The following is a 16964-nucleotide window of genomic DNA, read 5'->3' as shown; positions in this document are numbered from 1 at the left end:
GTTAGCGTTGTTTCATCTGTTACTCCGAACTTATGTCATCCCAATAAGGTGTGTCACCAAAGTAACCGCTGACAAAGTCGATAAAAGCACGCGTTTTAACCGGAAGGAATTGGCGGTTGGCGTAAATTAAGTAGAGTCCAACGGGTTTGGGTTGGTGCTCTGGTAATATCTTAACGAGCTCGCCTTTTTTGATTGCCTCTCCTGCGATGAACGTCGGTTGAAGCGTAATGCCTGCCCCCAATATCGCGGTATTAACAAGTAAATCGCCATTATTCGCGGTAATCGAACTGCACACATTGCGTTCTGCGAGACTGCCCCCGAGTACGCTCATTACCAGCCCCTGATCGGCGTAGGAATAGTTGAGAAAATCATGGTTGGGCAGGTCAGTTTGAGATGTTGGCGTGCCTTTTCTTTCGAGGTATTCCGGTGAGGCAAGCAAGGCTACTTGAATATCTGTGATTCTTTTAGCAATGACTGTATCGCTTTTTAAATTGCCAATGCGTAACGCGACATCGACTCCTTCTTCCACGATGTTGACCTTGTGATCGGTCAGGCTGAGGTCGATTTTTACGTCTGGATATCGGCGCTGAAAATCAACCAGAAGCTTAGGTAAATGCCGATGGCCAAATGACATCGGCGCATTGATTGTTAGCGTTCCCGCCACTTTTTGATGCCAGTCCCCAAGCGAGTTTTCCATTTCATTGATGTCACTCAGTACTTGCTCACATCGCGCTGAGTATAGGTGACCTGCTTCCGTTAAATTTATTTTCCGTGTGGTTCGATGGAGCAAGCGAGTTTGCAACTTATCTTCGAGCGCCGAGACATACTTACTGGCGAGCTGAGGTGAAATCCCGCGTTTATCCGCCGCTTTTGAAAACGATCCTTCTGTCACGACCGACATAAATGTCTTCATCATTTCCAGCTTATCCATATCACGTCGCCTTTATAAACACCTTGTTGTTAATCATTCAATGATAGAGGTATTTATCAACAAATCCACTTTAATTATTCTAGTGACATCAACATGAGATTTAACCAATACACAGTGAAATAGCACTTAAGGATTCGCGCAATGAAGACACAACAGATCAGTAAATTATTTAACTCAAACAGCGGTTTTGCCCCACTTTTTCTTCGACTTCCTTTGGGCATTATCCTCATGGCACACGGCTCTCAGAAATTGTTCGGTTGGCTGGGTGGCTACGGCCTAGAGGGAACAGGGCAATGGATGGAAAGCATTGGTTATGCACCCGGCTATTTGATGGCTCTATTGGCGGGTAGCGCCGAGTTCTTTGGTGGATTTGCACTGTTGGTGGGGCTACTCACTCGACCAGCCGCACTCGTTACCGCCTTTACCATGTTTATGGCGATGCTGGTACACATCGATAATGGCTTGTTTGTGAGTAACAATGGGTATGAATTCGCGCTTCTTCTGGTTGCCTCAACATTCTATCTCGCGTTTTCAGGGGCGGGCAGTGTATCAGTAGACAGTTTTATTAGTGCAAAGCTGAAAGGCGAAAATGATTTCAGTGGATCATTGTCGAGAGCGTAAATTGAATGGCATCACATTGAAATTAACCAATGGGAAATGGAGTAATAGAGTATGAATAGTCGCAAACAACCCGCGTTTTTTATTTCCCATGGTTCTCCTATGTTGGCATTGGAAACCAGTGAGACGACTGAATTCCTAAAAGGGTTTGGTCAAACGGTGGCTCGACCTAATGCCATTGTGGTCTTTTCAGCGCATTTAGATACGCAGAGCACCATCACGATCACCTCTGCTGAAAACCCTAAGCTCATTTATGACTTCTACGGTTTTCCAAGCGCGCTCTATGATATTCACTACCCTGCATCAGGCGCGCCACAGCTGGCGAGTAAGATACAAGGCTTGATCAGCAAGGTGGGATTATCGGCAGAGTTGGATGGGCAGCTTGGGTGGGATCATGGCGTCTGGATGCCGCTCTACCTAATGTACCCAAAGGCTGATATTCCAATTGTGCAGGTGTCGATCAGCACTGAGTTAGGCGCTAATGTGAATTATCAATTAGGGGAGGCTTTGGCGTCGCTCAGAACCGAAGGGGTGATGTTGATAGGTTCCGGTGGTATTAGTCATAACCTACCTGAAATCTCAAGCACGAATCCAACGCCGAATCGAAAAGAGATGGTGAGTGAGTTTACTTTATGGATCGCCGATAAATTGCAACAGGGTGATCATCAGGCCCTGCTGAATTATTTAGATGAAGCGCCACATGCTCTTTTCAATCACCCAACTCAAGAGCACTTTGTGCCGCTGCTGCCTATTTTAGGCGCGAGTTCAAGTGACAATGTGACTCAGATTCACCGCGCGGTTCAACGTGAGTTACTCGCGATGGACGCCTATCAATTTGGGTAAACTGAAACAAGAGTTGTAAATAAAGACAAATCTGACGACCAATTTCCTCGAATTCACAGTGTAAATTTGCGGAGGTGGTCGCAGTGAAATCCACCTACCTGCCGTCATACATGGACAATTTGTCTTTTTGTTTTTTTTTGCTTGCTTTCGGTGCTTTAGCCTACAGTTGGCTCTTCAAGATTGACAATGGCTAATCTTACTTCTTCGGGTAGATCGGCTTTGGTGTTGTTCTTGAAGTCAAACATCACACACGTTGCTTGCCCAATCGTGCTCACCTTGTTGAGTTTCTTACTGACAATTTTGTACTCCATAGTGAATCTATCGCTTTGTACATCGATAACTTTGCTGCCAACTAATAGCGTGTCAGGATAGGTGATAGGCAACTTATAACGGCATTGGGTTTCCCCCAGTACAGGGCCAATTTGACTTTGGGCGATATTGACCAACAAGTGAATTTCTTTGAAGTAGTCCAACCGAGCGGTTTCAAAGTAGCGAAAATAGACAACATTATTGACATGCTGCAGTGCATCCATCTCTCCCCAGGCCACTGGAATCTCGGTGATAACCGGAAAACCTTCTAACAATGTATTCATTCCTTTTTCCTTGAATCGCTCAAAATAGTGTTTTTATTCTAATGGCGAATCCTGCCGATATTAATAAAATGTTAAGGAAATGTGATCTGTATGATTTCTTGAAAACGCGAGTAATCGTGTAAGTCCATGTTTATGCAAGAAGTTGAAGGTATTGATGTATTTATTATTTAAGTACGATTGTTATGAAAATCTCTGCTAGATTTAACAGACGCGTTATCAAAAGAGGAGGGCGGGGTTCATGACATTAGTGGTTCGATCTATTCTACTGCCTTCAATCGTATTGATAGCAATTGGCGTCTTCGGGGTATTTACGATTGATCAACAGCTTCGAGGTAATATGGAGCAGCGGGTTGAGCAAGAACTGCACCGATTGGCAGACGCGTCACTCGCCGCGTTAGATCTTTCAGATAATCCTCTTAATATTAACAATATTGACCCTATCGCCAAACGAATTGGCTTGATGACGAAAACAAGAATTACCTTTGTTGACTCAGAAGGGACAGTCATGGGGGATTCTAGAGTGAAAGAAGAACTGGTTGGCACCATGTCGAATCACCTGCATCGCTCTGAATTGGTCAAAGCCAAAGAGATGGGATTTGGCCATGACATCCGCTATAGCGAAACCCTAGATAAGAACTTTTTTTATGTTGCCGTTTATAAACCCATTGAGGTTGAAGGAACGAGAGCGTATTACTTTGCTCGTGCATCCGTATCTGCAGATGTGCTGAACAGTCAGATTGCTCATATGCGTATGGCACTTCTATCAATATTACTGGCGGCAATGATGCTTGTTGGGGCGATTGCATTCATGGTGTTGCGTTGGGGAGCTGCGTCAACGAAAGAGAAGCAAGTGCTGCTAGAGAGTGAAATAGCCCGTAAAACACAGCAAATAGAGCGTATGTATGAGCTGGATTCACTCTTAAACGCCAGCAGTGATCTAGAAGACGCAGGTAAGGTGGTGAGTAAGTTGATTCCAAGCCTGCTGGCAAACACCTCTGGAGCGATTTCGATTTACAAGCCGTCACGCAATCAACTCAAGCTTCAACTTTTTTGGGGTGCCGAGTGGCAAGACAGCCTGTATTTTAGTGCCGAGCAGTGTTGGGCGCTGAGAAAAGGGCACGAGCACTTATCACACTTAGATTCATCTCAAGTCGATTGTGAACATTTCACCCAACCGAAAAGCCAAGCAACGCTCTGTATCCCTTTGATTGCGCATGGTGAAACCATTGGTGTTATGCATGTGCTGAAAGCGGGCTTTGAAGATGCTGATGTGGCGAATGCCAAAGCGATCGCAAAGCGTTTGGCGATGTCGATAGCGAATATAGAGCTAAAAACAAGCCTGCGTCATCTGGCGTTTAAAGACCCATTAACTCGCCTTTATAATCGACGTTACTTATTTGAAACGCTTTCCCAGTGGGTGGCGGCTTCTCGAAATAAGCACACTGAGATCGGAATTATCATGATTGATCTCGACCATTTTAAGCTGCTGAATGATGAGTATGGGCATGATGTTGGCGATCAGGTACTTGTGGCCATTTCTCAGTTCTATTTAGATACGGTGGACGCCAGCGATATCGTGTGTCGCTACGGCGGGGAAGAGTTTTGTATCGCGGTTCCGGAGTCGAACTCTGCTGACCTGATGAAGCTTGCCCATACCTTGTGTGAGGGCATGGCTGAGGTCTCCATTGATATAGATAACACTAAAAAGGTCAAGGTGACAGGATCAATCGGTGTGGCGATATTTTCTAATGCCTGTAGCTCGATTGAACATACCATTACGGAAGCGGACGCGGCGTTATATAAAGCCAAAGAAGAGGGCCGAAAATGCGTACGTTATGGCAGCTCGATGGATGGTTCAATTTCGTCTAAGGAACTGCCTAACGCAATGTCTAAATAGGCGATGACTTGAAGTCTAAATTCAAATGCAAACTGCCATCGCCTATCAATTAATGTGTGCTTACTCGCTTATTCAGGTTTGTGCTCTCTATTTCGCGGCTACTGGCGAATTCGTTAATGACGGCGACGTTTTGGGTGGCCTGACAATTAAACCGATGCCCACTAAGAACAGGCTGCACGCAATGACCTGCGGCGTAGAGAGTACTTCGTCAAAAATGAAGTACCCACTGATTAACGCGAATACGGGAACCAACAGTGTTAATGGCGCAACGGTACTCATAGGGTAACGGATGAGCATTTTGTTCCACACCCAGTAGCCAAACAACGTGGTTGGATACGCTTGAAAAACCACAGCAAATGTAGTGTTCCAGGTCCACTGCTGAATAGATTCAAGCAACACGTGATCGCCGTGAATAAAGACCGCTAACAGCAGCAATGGCAAAGGCGCAACGAGCATGCCCCATACGTTGAAAACAAACGCGTTCTTAGTTTTCGATGCCTTAACAATCAACCCAAATGCTGTCCATGAAAGCGCCGAAATGCTCACCAAAAACAGCCCAAACCCTGTGATGTTTCCGTTGGTGAATGAGATAGAAATGATCAGGGCAACGGCCGCAATCAAAGCGCCAATCAGTTTTCTCGTCGGCAAACTTTCTTTGAGAATCAACACGCCAACGGCAATGCCAATCAACACATTGGTTTGCAGCAATACGGCTGACATGCCCGATGATAAGCCTGCGGTGATTGACCACGAAGCCATGCCCCATACACCCACACCGAAAAACAACCCGTACCCAATCACATAACGCCACGCGACATCGGGCTTGGGAATGAAGAAAACGACCGGTAAAGCGGCGATAGCAAATCGCGCGGCGGTCGAGACGAGTGGGTTCACGTCGGAAACCCCGAGTTTGATCATTGAAAAGTTAAACCCCCAAATGATCATGACTGTGATGCTGAGTAATAAATCCGTTCTGTTCATGGTGTCTCCTTCCTATTCACGCCGTCTTATGTCGGTTTGAAAGCAGTATGCCTTGAACCCAATTGAGGATACAGATACAATTTTTTACAAATATAAGGGTACAGTTGGGCGTTCTATGAGTCTTTACAAACAACTAGCGAAACAGTTCATTGATGATATTCAGGGCGGCGTGCTTCAGCAGGGGAGTCGATTGCCATCATTGCGTCTGTTATCCAAACAGCACTCCGTCAGTATGTCGACGGCGGTTAATTGTTATCAAGAGCTTGAATCACAAGGGTGGATAACCGCACGTCCTCAGGCTGGGTATTACGTCAGCCACAAAGCATCGACACACTTAACGCCAAACTGGACGACCTTCGAAAGCCGGGTTTCAACGCCTTCTGCCATTAGCCCTGTGTATTCACACTTAAACGGCCCATTAGGAGTGTCAAATTCTGATGTGTCTGACGACATGACATTGGAGCTGGAACGCGGCTTCAAGCGCGTGATGAGAACGGTCGGGAAAAGGTTGAATCGTTACCCTGACTTTCAGGGTGAGATGCCGCTTAGGGAGACGTTATCTCATCATTTTTCAAAACACGGAATTCACTTTAAAGCGCAAGACTTGGTGATCACCTCTGGTTGCTTATCAGCGTTAAAGGCGGCGCTAGAATCCTGCAGCCGAGAGGGAGATGCCATCGCGATCAGTTCACCCTGCTTTAACGGCATTATTGAATTGCTTGGGCAGATGTCGCGAAAAATCGTCGAGATCCCATCGCTCGAAGACGGCATCGATTTGGATCAGCTTGAGGTGCATTTCCAGCAAGGTAATGTGCAAGCGGGTATTTTCTGTACCTCGCACATGAACCCGCAAGGGATCACCATGTCGACTCAGCAAAAACAACGTTTGGCGACGATGGCGAATGTGTACCGTATTCCCGTGATTGAGGATGACGTGTATGTTGAACTCTCTTACGCTGATCATTACCCATTGCCTGCGAAATACTACGATACGGACGGCTATATTTTGTGGTGTGGCTCGATTTCAAAAAGCTTATCACCGAGTTACCGTTTAGGTTGGTGTTTACCAGGGCGTTATCTGGATACGTATCGCAGTCGATTCAGTGCGGGGTGCTATGGTGTGTCGCTGCCATTGCAGTTGACCATTGCCGATTTTATCGAATCAGGACACTACGAAAAGCACCTAAAGCGTAAGCGTTATGAGTTGCTGACCTATCGAATGGATTATCTGAATTACATCAGTCAGCACCTCTCTTGTCAGGTGCTGATCAGTGATTCTAAAGGCGGTTTAGTAATGTGGCTGCAAATTCCCAATTTAGACGGTGAGGCGTTGTCTCATGCGGCGGAAGAGCATCGGCTTGATATAAGAATGGGGGAGATTTTCACCACGCTTGGGCATTATCAAGATTGCGTTAGAATCAATATTGGTCACCCATTGGAAGGGAAAGCGAAGAGAGACCTTCAAACTCTGATTGACTTGATAGAGCAAAATCTCTCAACCAACAAACGATAGCGAGTGCTCGTTGTCGAGCCGTGGTAATGAGAAGTCCGATGGTTCAGAAAACAAAAAAGCCACAGATTGTCGAGCATCCTGTGGCTTTAACTATCAGCAATGTAGCCGCATCAAGGATTCATCGCTTGATGCTGGCTGTTATTATTCTTTGATAAGAGGAAGAATATCAAACTTACGCTCAGGCTGTTCCATCACGCCCTGAAGTCCTGCAAGGTTCTCTGCTTTACCAACGATACCCGCCATACCTGACTCTAACAGCGCAGGGAAGGTGGTTTGACGTAACAGTACGTTTGAGAAGTCCGATTTATGGATGAACACAGTGGTATCGGCATCCAGCTTCGTTGTCGTTTGTACGGTCGTCATGTTGCCGTTTGAGACCTCAGTATAGAAGTACTCTTTGGTGTCAGGATGCACTGTCGTCAGGGTAAAGTTGAGGCCTGCATCAATGGCTTTGACAGAATTGACACGTACCGCAAACATATCGAAGATTTTCGCTGTCGGCGAGTTGGCAATTATGTCGGCTGACATTTGATTGACACCATCTTTGACTTCGCTTGTACGCAGTTCAACGGCACCTTGTAGGTAGCTGTTTCTCCACGCCATTGTTTCTGATTGGTAGCCTTGTTGCTCAAAGCTATCGGCCAATGCATGGCGATACTGTTCGTTGGTTGGAGCGCATTGAACAAGATCATTAAACAGCTGCGAAGACTCTTGGTAGCGACCCGCTTCAAAGTGAACCAACCCAGCGTTGTAAAGCGTTTCTGCTCCAGCGGCTTCAACATAAGTACATGACTTATCGATGGTGGTCAGTGGATTAGTGTTCACTGGGTTCATGTCGTGGTAACCAAGATACAAATTGACAACCGCGCGAGCATTGTGGCTGTAAGAGCCGTGGTAGCCATTTGTGTGCCAAGTGTTGAACTGAACCTCAGGGATGATTTTTTCTATCTCGCGGCCAACATCATTAATCGTGACGCCGTTGTTCGCTAAGCGCATAGACTGGTTATGAATGAATCCATAGTTGTCACGTTGCAGCGTAATGTATTCATTAATGGCTTGGTTGTCCCAAACTGGCGCTGAGTGAGAAGAGGTCAATGCCGCAATACGGTCGCCATAGGCAATTTTAATCTCCGTTAGGTACTTCGTCCAAGCCAGAGAATCGCGCACTTTAGCACCACGGAAGGTGTAGATATTGTGCATGCCGTGGTACGTCAACTCGCCCGTGAACAGAGTCTTATATTCTTCAATCCAGGTGAGGATCTCGACGGGTGCTTCCGCACCTGGGACATTGGTGAACTCGAAAGTCAGGCCGTCTATCGTGTGCTTCTCGACTTTATCAATGATCTCAAGCGTTGGTGTGATGAGCGTTAATCCGCCTTTCGTGCCTTTATTGAGGCCGATAGCCATATCAACTTGGCCACGCGCATTTTGACTCAGTGTCGTACCATATTGGTAATCAGTACGGCGAGACATCGCGTTGCCCGCAATCATGTTCTCGTCCGCCAATGCCGCAACAAAGCCTTCTGGTGCAATGATCTTAACATCGTCTGAAAAATCAGCTTCTAGGCCTCGAACACCACCGAAGTGATCACCATGTGGGTGAGAATAGACGACCGCATGAATCGTGTGTGGCGCTGGAAGGTGCAGCTTGGCGAACTCCCACGCATCTTTGGTGGTGTCATCGAGCAAGCCTGGATCGTTGATGACGTAACCCGTCTTGGTACGAAACACAGTGATGTTCGATACGTCACTGCCGCGGATTTGATATACGCCCTCTACCACTTCATACAGACCTTGTGCCTGATAGTTCATCAGCCCTTGTCGAAAGATCGATGGATTGACAGTCTCTGGGTACTGTTCAGGGTTGACGTTCTGCATGAAATTAATGAACGGAACACGTGCAAGGCCTGCATCGTGGTCGCCAAATGATGCGATAAGACCACGGCTTTGTTCTTCAAACGCAGTGCGATCTTCAAATGGAAGGCGATTGGCAAGTTCACGGTTGGCTTGAATGGTGTGCTCGGTTGCGGCTTTGCCTTTGTAACGTGCCATTTCCAACGCATCGAAGTGTTCGTGGTCATGAGACTGAGCGGTGGCATTGAACGATAGGGTGGTGAATATCGCGATAGAGAGTGTGGTATTTCGCATCATTCTGTTTCTCTTTCTGTCTGTAACGAATAGTAGGGTTGGTGGCGTAGCCAGATTCAATGGCTTTGCTTTTCAACGTTGTGGTCAGAATACGCTTCGTTACATAGGTTTCCTATAAACTGGATTTTAGTTAAAACATGAATAATTCGTATGTGTTATTATTTTAATGGATAATTTATTTTTATTTATTAAGGCGACTCATGGACAATAAGTTCGATTTTAATCTTCTGGTTATTTTTCTAGAGGTTTACCATCAGCGCTCCATAACTTTAGCGGCGGATTCACTCGGTTTAACACAGCCGGGCGTGAGCTATGCGCTTAAGCGGTTACAGTCCAATTTAGGTGTAGAGCTATTTGTCAGAGAGGGGCGTGGTATTTCCCCTACGTTGAGTGCGACGCAACTGGCCAATCAAATTTCACCTGCGTATCGAGCGGTAACCGACGCGGTGAGCAATGTCTCAGGCTTTGACAAACAAGTCCCTCGCTCGTTTTTGGTTCATGTGAACGAGTCGATGATGAACCTGCTTATGCCACTTATCTTGCAAGATGAAGAGATGGGCAATTGCGAGATCGAATTTCAGTTAACACCAAACAGTGAAGATGAATTACTTCAACAGCTTAACTTACAAAAAGCCGACCTTGCGATTGATATTGGTCACTTGCCGAGTCAGTCGTATCAAAGTGAATTTTTCTTCGAAGAAGCGGCATCTTTGGTGTGCCGAAATGACCACCCTCGAGTAAGTGGAAAAATCAGTAAGGCTGAGTTTTATAAAGAAAAGCACATTACTTCGAAGCTGCGTCGAGGCGATTTGACGGTGTTAGAGTACATTGCTGACGAGGTGATGGCCGAGCGAAAGGTGGCGTGTGAGTGCAGTTCGCTGGTGTCGCTTATGGGGCTGGTTTCCGAAAGCGATTGCCTAGGCATTACCTCTACCAGCCTTGCCGATAAATACGCACCAAAGCTTGGCTTGCAACAATTATCCCCGCCGATAAAAAGCAAACCCGTCATTCACAACATCATGTGGCACAACAGGAACACACACCATCCTGCGCATGTTTGGCTGCGAGAAAAGCTGAAAAACGTCATCGCTCAAGTGGGGCCATCCGCGAGTTAATTTCTTTCAATCATTTGTGCTGATGACGCCTTATTTCCTTCCTCCAACATGGGCTCTATGAGCCCGATGAAACCTCAGTATCTCCATCGTTCAATGATGCCTAAATACGGCACCAAAAACCTTTCTTTAAGTAAGGATTAATTCGATGTGTGATCATCGCCTTTCTGAAAATAGATTAGAGTTCTAATTAATTTAACACTGAGAGATTTGACTATTTATAGTGATATTGATCTCATTGTTCTAGAATATTTAGCCGTTAATTTGATTTTGATCGCCTAGTGTGGAGGATGGCTGCCAAATTATATGTTTAGAGTTCAAAGGAAATGTATCTACACATGATTAGTTCAGCACCTTGGGTCATGTACCCAGAGATAGGAGAAGGTCTTGATAAAGCATGGACGTTTTTAGAGCCTTCCGCCGAAGATGGCGATGATATTTATAGCCTGATTGCAGCCTGCCCTCCACTCGATGTTAACTCCTCTTATTGCAACTTTCTTCAATCAACCCACTTTAGTCAGACCTGTGTCATTGCACGATGTGATGGCGACATTGCGGGTTTTATTTCCGGTTACAGAAAGCCGGATGATCCGGATACCTTGTTTGTCTGGCAAGTTGCGGTCTCACCGAGATACAGAGGTAAAGGCCTGGCTTACAACATGTTGCACGAGTTGATGAGTCGAGACGTGTTACGCACTATTGAGGCGGTCGAAACAACCATCACCAAAGATAACGATGCCTCATGGGCACTGTTTAGAAAGCTGGATAAACGCAATGGACAGCGTGGCGAAGTCAGCACTTTTCTTGATGAAAAAACACATTTTAAGGGGAAACACGATACGGAGTTACTGTATCGAATCCCATTAAATCAACCCAAGCGAAAAGGACAATAAACGGTCACATTATGGAAATTTTTAGCAAGCAAGAGTCTAAAGTACGTTCTTACTCAAACAGCTTTCCCGTTATGTTTAAAAAAGCACAAGGGAGCTGGCTTGAGACCGAAAAAGGCGATCGTTACTTAGATTTTCTTGCCGGTGCAGGATCACTTAATTATGGCCACAATAACCCGAACCTGAAACAGGCTCTACTCGATTACATAGAAATGGACGGCATTACTCACGGGTTGGATATGCACTCCAGCGCCAAAGCGCGATTCCTATCGGTCTTCGAGCAAACCATTCTTCGTCCTCGCGACCTCAACTACAAGGTTCAATTTACTGGCCCTACGGGGACTAATGCGGTTGAAGCGGCGCTGAAACTGGCGCGTAAAGTGACCCAACGTAGCTCAATTGTGGCGTTCACCAATGGTTTTCATGGCTGTACGGCTGGCGCTTTAGCGGCCACGGGTAATCAGCATCATCGCCAAGGCTCTGGCATGGCTTTGAACAATGTGACCCGTCTACCATTTGAAGGCTATGCGGATATTGATGGCCTCACCTATTTTGAAACCATGCTGCTTGATAACTCTTCTGGCATGGACAAACCTGCGGCGGTTCTGCTTGAAACCGTGCAAGGTGAGGGCGGTTTGAATGTTGCCTCTGAGCAATGGTTGCAACGTCTTAGCCAGATCTGTAAGCGTCACGATATTTTGATGATTGTTGATGATATTCAGGCGGGCTGTGGTCGAACGGGGACTTTCTTTAGCTTTGAACCATCGGGCATCAAGCCGGATATTGTCACTCTATCGAAATCTATTGGTGGCTACGGGTTACCGATGGCAGTAGTACTGTTAAAACCTGAGCTTGATATTTGGAATCCAGGTGAACACAACGGCACCTTCCGTGGCAATAATCACGCCTTTGTGACAGCAGCCAAAGCGTTAGAGGTTTACTGGTCAACGAATGAATTTGAAGCGCACATTAAGCAGTGTTCAGAGGCCGTGTCACAGACCATCGAACGTTGTATAACGCGTCATCCTAAGTTACTGCTTCAACAGAAAGGTCGAGGCATGATGATTGGTGTTGAGTGTTGCGATGGTGAACTCTCCCGTGACATCGCTAAAACCTGTTTTGAAAACGGCATGGTGATTGAAACCGCTGGCCCTGATGACGAAGTGGTGAAGTTCTTTTGCCCATTAACGATCGCGTCTGAAGAGCTTACCCAAGGCTTAGCCATATTTGAAAACGCGGTTGATCATGTTGTCGCGAAACACTACAAAAAAGCATCGTAATTAAGGGAAGTACAATGATTGTTAGAACGTTGGATGAATGCCGAGATAGCGAGCGAAGAGTCGCCTCAGAAACGTGGGAAAGCGTACGTATGCTGCTCAAAGATGACAATATGGGCTTCTCTTTCCATATTACGACCATCTTTGAAAATACCGAGACTCACATCCATTATCAGAACCATTTAGAATCGGTGTACTGCATGAGTGGTGAGGGTGAAATCGAAGTGGTGGGTGGCGAAACCTACCCGATTAAACCAGGGACGCTGTACATTCTAGACAAGCACGATGAGCACTATTTAAGAGCCTATAAAGGCAAAGAAATGGTTATGGCTTGCGTGTTTAATCCGCCGATCACAGGCAAAGAAACCCATGATGAAAATGGTGTGTATCCGCTCATCACGGATTAAGTTATCGCTCTGACAGAGCAGAAACGCATTGAGCAGGAGTGAATATTGACCTTTCACTCCTGCTTTTTTCGTCTTAGATAAGTGCTTATCTACGGCGAGCGATCACCGTGTACTTCACCGCGCAGCCTGCATGCCTAAACCTTCTGGCAGGAGTCTCGCTTGATGAGTGAGCATGGCACGATGCTTCGCTGTAAGTCATCATGTTTCCCCATGATGGCTTCTATCGCGAGTTTGGCGGTTTCAACGCCTATTTGGTAGGCATCCTGCTTAATGGCTGTAATGGGAACCTTAAAGAGATCCACCATAGGGATTTCATCAAAACCGAGTACCGATACCTTTTTAGGGATCTCGATTTCCGCCTTATTTAAAACCATCAGTAAATCGGCAGTGATGGCTAAGTGCTGAGTAAAAATAGCCGTCGGGGGATTTTTACCGTGAATGAGATCGATTGGAGAACGTTGAAACCCATTCTCTCTGTCCCAAAGTTGCATTAAATCCTGTTCCGCTTTAATGCCGTGCTTGTCTAAAGCATCGAGATAACCTTGATAGCGCGCTTTTCTAGAAAAACTACTGCCAAACTCTTGTGTAAAAAATGCAATTCTCTTATGACCAAGTTCAATCAAATATTCCGTAGCCTGGAAAGCTGCCTGTTGATAATCAGACAGCACGATATGGCTTTGACAATCCGTATATTCGAGTTGGAACTGAACAACGGGCATCTTATTTTGAATGAATTGATTGATGAGCTCAGAGTTCAGCCCCGACGAGGTAATGATGATGCCATCGACACACATCTGTTGTAACGACAATAAAGCACGTTTTTCCGCTTCAGCATTAAAGTCACTGTTGTAAATTAAAACGTTGTAATCGTGCTTTTTACAGTAGTCATCGATCCCTCGTAACACGCGGCTGGTGTTATAGCCCGCGACATCACGCACAACGACCCCAATCGTCTTGGTTTTTTCAACTTTCAGACTTCGAGCAATCGGGTTGGGAACGTAGTTAAGTGTCTCAATTGCCGACTTGATTTTTTGTTTTGTTTCAGCAGACATATGGCCAAAACGGCCATTAAGGTATTGAGACACGGTACTTTTTGATACTCCAGCATGTGTCGCAACATCCACTATTCTTACTTTCTTCATACAGGCTTCTTAAAAATGTTAAGTGGATCAAAATTGGATCGTTGACATTGTATCTTCAGATCTAGATGATAGCAAGTAAACCGATTTACCAAACCGATTTACTAAATCGATTTGGTTGCTAAATTGTCACGAGAGAGAACTGAAATGAAAATTGAAGACATTAAAATTTTTGTAACCAATCCAGGTCGTAACTTTGTCACAGTAAAAGTGATCACCGATGAAGGGGTTTACGGTCTAGGCGACGCAACCGTTAATGGCAGAGAGCTCGCTGTAGCGACGTACTTAGAAGAGCATGTGAAGCCGTGTTTAATTGGTCGCGATGCACACGGCATTGAAGACATTTGGCAGTATCTATACATGGGCGTGTACTGGCGTCGTGGTCCAATTACGATGGCAGCCATTGCCGCGATTGACATGGCACTTTGGGACATCAAAGGAAAAGTGGCAGGGCTTCCGGTTTATCAACTTCTAGGTGGGAAATGTCGTGATGGCGTGAGCTTGTACGCGCACGCAAATGGCGAAACCATTGAAGATACGTTAGACAAAGCAGAGCAGTGTATCGAACAAGGATTCAAAGCGATTCGCCTGCAATCGGCCATTCCTGGTTTGTCTGAAACGTATGGGGTTCTTGGCGACAAAAAAGACTACTTTGAATTGCAGGGCAATCGACCATTACCACCAGAGCAGCAGTGGTCAACAAGCAAGTACTTCAAGTTAGTTCCTGAGCTTTTCGCTCAAGCCAAAGAACGTTTTGGCGACCGAGCTGAATTTCTTCACGACACTCACAGTCGCCTCACGCCCATTGAGTCAGCAAAGCTAGGCAAGATGCTAGAACCTTATAATCTTCTATTCCTAGAAGATGCATCGATCGCTGAAAACCAAGAGAACTATAAGCTGATCCGCCACCATACAACGACACCGCTTGCCTTAGGTGAAACCTACAACACCATCTGGGATTGCAAAGATCTCATCCAAAATCAGTGGATTGATTACATTCGCACTGCGGCTACCCATGCGGGTGGTATTACCGGAATGAAGAAAATCTCAGATTTCGCGGCTGTCTATAACGTGCGAACTGCCCCACATGGTGCGCCAGATCTTTCCCCAATCTGTTTTGCGGCGCACATGCACCTCAATATCTCTACGCATAACTTTGGGATTCAAGAGTTTGTCGGATTTGGCAATGAAGAGTGCCAATCGATCTTTAAGCACGACATGAAGCTTGAAAACGGCATGATTCTCGTCAGCGATGCGCCAGGATTGGGTGTTGAGTTTGATGACACTGAAGCGGAAAAATACACCTATAAACGCTCTTACCTACCTGTTAGCCGCCTAGAAGACGGCACGCTTTGGCACTGGTAACCCTACAACCCCAATAACGAATAAACGCTGCCCACTCACCCCATGTGAACAGGGTGGGCAGTTAACTAGTGGAACAAATAATAAAGATAGGAACTGTACATGAAGAAAACAGTATTAATATTTGGAACCGGATTTGCTGGTCAAGGTCACGCTAAAGCATTTCGAGACGCGGGCGCTGAAGTGGTGGGTATCGTTGGAAGAACGGAGCACGTGGTGACTGACGTCGCTGAAAAGTTGGCGATACCTTACTCAGGCACTAACTGGGGGCTAGCGCTTGAGCTATGCAAACCCGACATTGTCTCTATTGCCACTCCTGGTGGGGCGCATGTTGAAGCCATTAAAGAGGCGATAGCCTTTGGTTGCCACATTTTCTGCGATAAGCCACTGACCGAGAGCGGCGAAACGGCGTTAGAGATCTATCGTTTAGCCGAAGAGAAAGGCATAAAAACAGCGTTTGCGTCGAGCTTTCGTTACATGCCTGAAATCATGCATGCGAAGCAGCTTGTTGCAGACGGCGTGATAGGTGAACCAACCGAAGTGGAGTGTATTTCTCATTTCAATCTAGATCGCCACATTCCTTTTGGCTGGTCTCATCGCACTGAAGCAGGCGGCGGACGCTTGAACAACAACTTTACCCATCTATTGTCGATTGTGACGTCAGTGGTCGGAGAAAACATTCTTTCGATCAATGGTGAAGTTCGAAACGACATGCCGAAAGCCCCGGTTGTCAAGGGTGTCCATAACTTCATGGAGCGCCGCAATTTCATTCCGGATGACATTAAAGACCCATCACTTGAATGGCGAGATTGCGACGTGGAGTGGTCCTATACGGTTCTGGCTCAAATCGAAAGCCGAATGCCAGCGGCTCAACCCGTGTCAGTGTTGTTTAAACACGGTGGTTTGACGCCACGTTTTAGCGAAGACCATATCGTTTTTCATGGAACTCAAGGCTCTATTTACATCAAAGGTCACTATGGCAGCGGCCCATTGTCGGTTTGGAAGGATGGTCAGTGGAATGAAGTGGTATTACCGCAGGAGATTGATGTTCAACTTCCTGATATTGAATGTGAAACACAACGCAGCTGGACTCACCTTGCGACCCAATTAGTGAAAGACCTAAGTGGTGTCGAGGTTGAACGATACCAAACCTTTGAAGACGGCTGTCGCTATCAATTAATCATTGATCTAATAAGAAAAAATGATCGCTGGGTTGATGTGAGTGATCTTCTGAATTCCAAACGTTAGGTGAC

The 16964-nt window shown here is 46.1% G+C and carries 15 protein-coding genes; 10 read left to right on the top strand and 5 right to left on the bottom strand.

Going from position 1 to position 16964, the window contains the following annotated elements; genetic code table 11:
• Positions 1–19 precede the first annotated feature (19 nt).
• A complete protein-coding gene (locus BCU12_RS15595) occupies positions 20–931 on the bottom strand; it encodes a LysR family transcriptional regulator (protein WP_102405175.1) in 912 nt (303 codons plus the stop codon).
• Positions 932–1072: 141 nt separating this feature from the next.
• On the opposite strand from BCU12_RS15595, the gene BCU12_RS15590 reads away from it, so the two are divergent.
• Both BCU12_RS15590 and BCU12_RS15585 read left to right on the top strand, forming a co-directional pair.
• Positions 1073–1552: a DoxX family protein gene (locus BCU12_RS15590; protein WP_102405174.1), complete on the top strand. Its 480-nt coding sequence runs from the start codon at positions 1073–1075 to the stop codon at positions 1550–1552.
• A gap of 51 nt (positions 1553–1603) precedes the next feature.
• Positions 1604–2392 (top strand): class III extradiol ring-cleavage dioxygenase, encoded by a 789-nt coding sequence (locus BCU12_RS15585; RefSeq protein WP_102405173.1) that lies wholly within the window; start codon positions 1604–1606, stop codon positions 2390–2392.
• 155 nt (positions 2393–2547) lie between these two features.
• Here BCU12_RS15585 and BCU12_RS15580 read toward each other — a convergent pair whose 3' ends face one another.
• Positions 2548–2985 (bottom strand): thioesterase family protein, encoded by a 438-nt coding sequence (locus BCU12_RS15580; protein WP_102405172.1) that lies wholly within the window; start codon positions 2983–2985, stop codon positions 2548–2550.
• Between the two features lie 238 nt (positions 2986–3223).
• Between BCU12_RS15580 and BCU12_RS15575 the strand changes: the two genes are divergently transcribed.
• Positions 3224–4882: a diguanylate cyclase gene (locus BCU12_RS15575; RefSeq protein WP_102405171.1), complete on the top strand. Its 1659-nt coding sequence runs from the start codon at positions 3224–3226 to the stop codon at positions 4880–4882.
• Positions 4883–4969: 87 nt separating this feature from the next.
• Here BCU12_RS15575 and BCU12_RS15570 read toward each other — a convergent pair whose 3' ends face one another.
• The gene (locus tag BCU12_RS15570) at positions 4970–5863 is read right to left on the bottom strand and encodes an EamA family transporter (protein ID WP_102405170.1); all 894 of its coding nucleotides are present in this window, start codon (positions 5861–5863) and stop codon (positions 4970–4972) included.
• 115 nt (positions 5864–5978) lie between these two features.
• Between BCU12_RS15570 and BCU12_RS15565 the strand changes: the two genes are divergently transcribed.
• Positions 5979–7376, top strand: coding sequence for a PLP-dependent aminotransferase family protein (locus tag BCU12_RS15565; protein WP_102405169.1), 1398 nt, complete (start codon positions 5979–5981; stop codon positions 7374–7376).
• Between the two features lie 141 nt (positions 7377–7517).
• Here the strand turns inward: BCU12_RS15565 and BCU12_RS15560 are convergent, their stop codons facing one another.
• Positions 7518–9524: an alkyl sulfatase dimerization domain-containing protein gene (locus tag BCU12_RS15560; RefSeq protein WP_102405198.1), complete on the bottom strand. Its 2007-nt coding sequence runs from the start codon at positions 9522–9524 to the stop codon at positions 7518–7520.
• Between the two features lie 200 nt (positions 9525–9724).
• Here BCU12_RS15560 and BCU12_RS15555 point away from each other — a divergent pair, with 200 nt between their 5' ends.
• From BCU12_RS15555 to BCU12_RS15540, 4 genes are all read left to right on the top strand, one after another.
• The gene (locus tag BCU12_RS15555; RefSeq protein WP_102405168.1) at positions 9725–10639 is read left to right on the top strand and encodes a LysR family transcriptional regulator; all 915 of its coding nucleotides are present in this window, start codon (positions 9725–9727) and stop codon (positions 10637–10639) included.
• A 323-nt stretch (positions 10640–10962) separates the two neighbouring features.
• On the top strand, positions 10963–11529 hold the full coding sequence (gene ectA, locus BCU12_RS15550; protein ID WP_102405167.1) for a diaminobutyrate acetyltransferase: 567 nt from the start codon (positions 10963–10965) through the stop codon (positions 11527–11529).
• Between the two features lie 11 nt (positions 11530–11540).
• On the top strand, positions 11541–12806 hold the full coding sequence (gene ectB / locus BCU12_RS15545; RefSeq protein ID WP_102405166.1) for a diaminobutyrate--2-oxoglutarate transaminase: 1266 nt from the start codon (positions 11541–11543) through the stop codon (positions 12804–12806).
• A gap of 14 nt (positions 12807–12820) precedes the next feature.
• Positions 12821–13210: an ectoine synthase gene (locus tag BCU12_RS15540; RefSeq protein ID WP_102405165.1), complete on the top strand. Its 390-nt coding sequence runs from the start codon at positions 12821–12823 to the stop codon at positions 13208–13210.
• Positions 13211–13344: 134 nt separating this feature from the next.
• Here BCU12_RS15540 and BCU12_RS15535 read toward each other — a convergent pair whose 3' ends face one another.
• Positions 13345–14352: a LacI family DNA-binding transcriptional regulator gene (locus BCU12_RS15535; RefSeq protein ID WP_102405164.1), complete on the bottom strand. Its 1008-nt coding sequence runs from the start codon at positions 14350–14352 to the stop codon at positions 13345–13347.
• Positions 14353–14496: 144 nt separating this feature from the next.
• Here BCU12_RS15535 and manD point away from each other — a divergent pair, with 144 nt between their 5' ends.
• Positions 14497–15714, top strand: coding sequence for a D-mannonate dehydratase ManD (manD, locus tag BCU12_RS15530; RefSeq protein WP_102405163.1), 1218 nt, complete (start codon positions 14497–14499; stop codon positions 15712–15714).
• Between the two features lie 99 nt (positions 15715–15813).
• A complete protein-coding gene (locus BCU12_RS15525; protein WP_102405162.1) occupies positions 15814–16959 on the top strand; it encodes a Gfo/Idh/MocA family oxidoreductase in 1146 nt (381 codons plus the stop codon).
• The last annotated feature ends 5 nt before the right edge of the window (positions 16960–16964 follow it).

It is taken from the genome of Vibrio sp. 10N.261.55.A7, from assembly GCF_002877365.1.
Taxonomy (GTDB): Bacteria; Pseudomonadota; Gammaproteobacteria; order Enterobacterales; family Vibrionaceae; genus Vibrio.
The sequence above is the reverse complement of the archived record's forward strand: the minus strand, read 5'-3'. Positions and strand labels throughout refer to the sequence as shown.

Bases quoted from the DNA above. Each gene is read 5' to 3' on its own strand.
- BCU12_RS15585 (WP_102405173.1), top strand. From the start codon at position 1,604: ATGAATAGTCGCAAACAACCCGCGTTTTTTATTTCCCATGGTTCTCCT.
- BCU12_RS15535 (WP_102405164.1), bottom strand. From the start codon at position 14,352: ATGAAGAAAGTAAGAATAGTGGATGTTGCGACACATGCTGGAGTATCA.
- BCU12_RS15580 (WP_102405172.1), bottom strand. From the start codon at position 2,985: ATGAATACATTGTTAGAAGGTTTTCCGGTTATCACCGAGATTCCAGTG.
- ectB (WP_102405166.1), top strand. From the start codon at position 11,541: ATGGAAATTTTTAGCAAGCAAGAGTCTAAAGTACGTTCTTACTCAAAC.
- BCU12_RS15525 (WP_102405162.1), top strand. From the start codon at position 15,814: ATGAAGAAAACAGTATTAATATTTGGAACCGGATTTGCTGGTCAAGGT.
- BCU12_RS15565 (WP_102405169.1), top strand. From the start codon at position 5,979: ATGAGTCTTTACAAACAACTAGCGAAACAGTTCATTGATGATATTCAG.
- BCU12_RS15555 (WP_102405168.1), top strand. From the start codon at position 9,725: ATGGACAATAAGTTCGATTTTAATCTTCTGGTTATTTTTCTAGAGGTT.
- BCU12_RS15590 (WP_102405174.1), top strand. From the start codon at position 1,073: ATGAAGACACAACAGATCAGTAAATTATTTAACTCAAACAGCGGTTTT.
- BCU12_RS15575 (WP_102405171.1), top strand. From the start codon at position 3,224: ATGACATTAGTGGTTCGATCTATTCTACTGCCTTCAATCGTATTGATA.
- BCU12_RS15540 (WP_102405165.1), top strand. From the start codon at position 12,821: ATGATTGTTAGAACGTTGGATGAATGCCGAGATAGCGAGCGAAGAGTC.
- manD (WP_102405163.1), top strand. From the start codon at position 14,497: ATGAAAATTGAAGACATTAAAATTTTTGTAACCAATCCAGGTCGTAAC.
- BCU12_RS15595 (WP_102405175.1), bottom strand. From the start codon at position 931: ATGGATAAGCTGGAAATGATGAAGACATTTATGTCGGTCGTGACAGAA.
- BCU12_RS15560 (WP_102405198.1), bottom strand. From the start codon at position 9,524: ATGCGAAATACCACACTCTCTATCGCGATATTCACCACCCTATCGTTC.
- BCU12_RS15570 (WP_102405170.1), bottom strand. From the start codon at position 5,863: ATGAACAGAACGGATTTATTACTCAGCATCACAGTCATGATCATTTGG.
- ectA (WP_102405167.1), top strand. From the start codon at position 10,963: ATGTATCTACACATGATTAGTTCAGCACCTTGGGTCATGTACCCAGAG.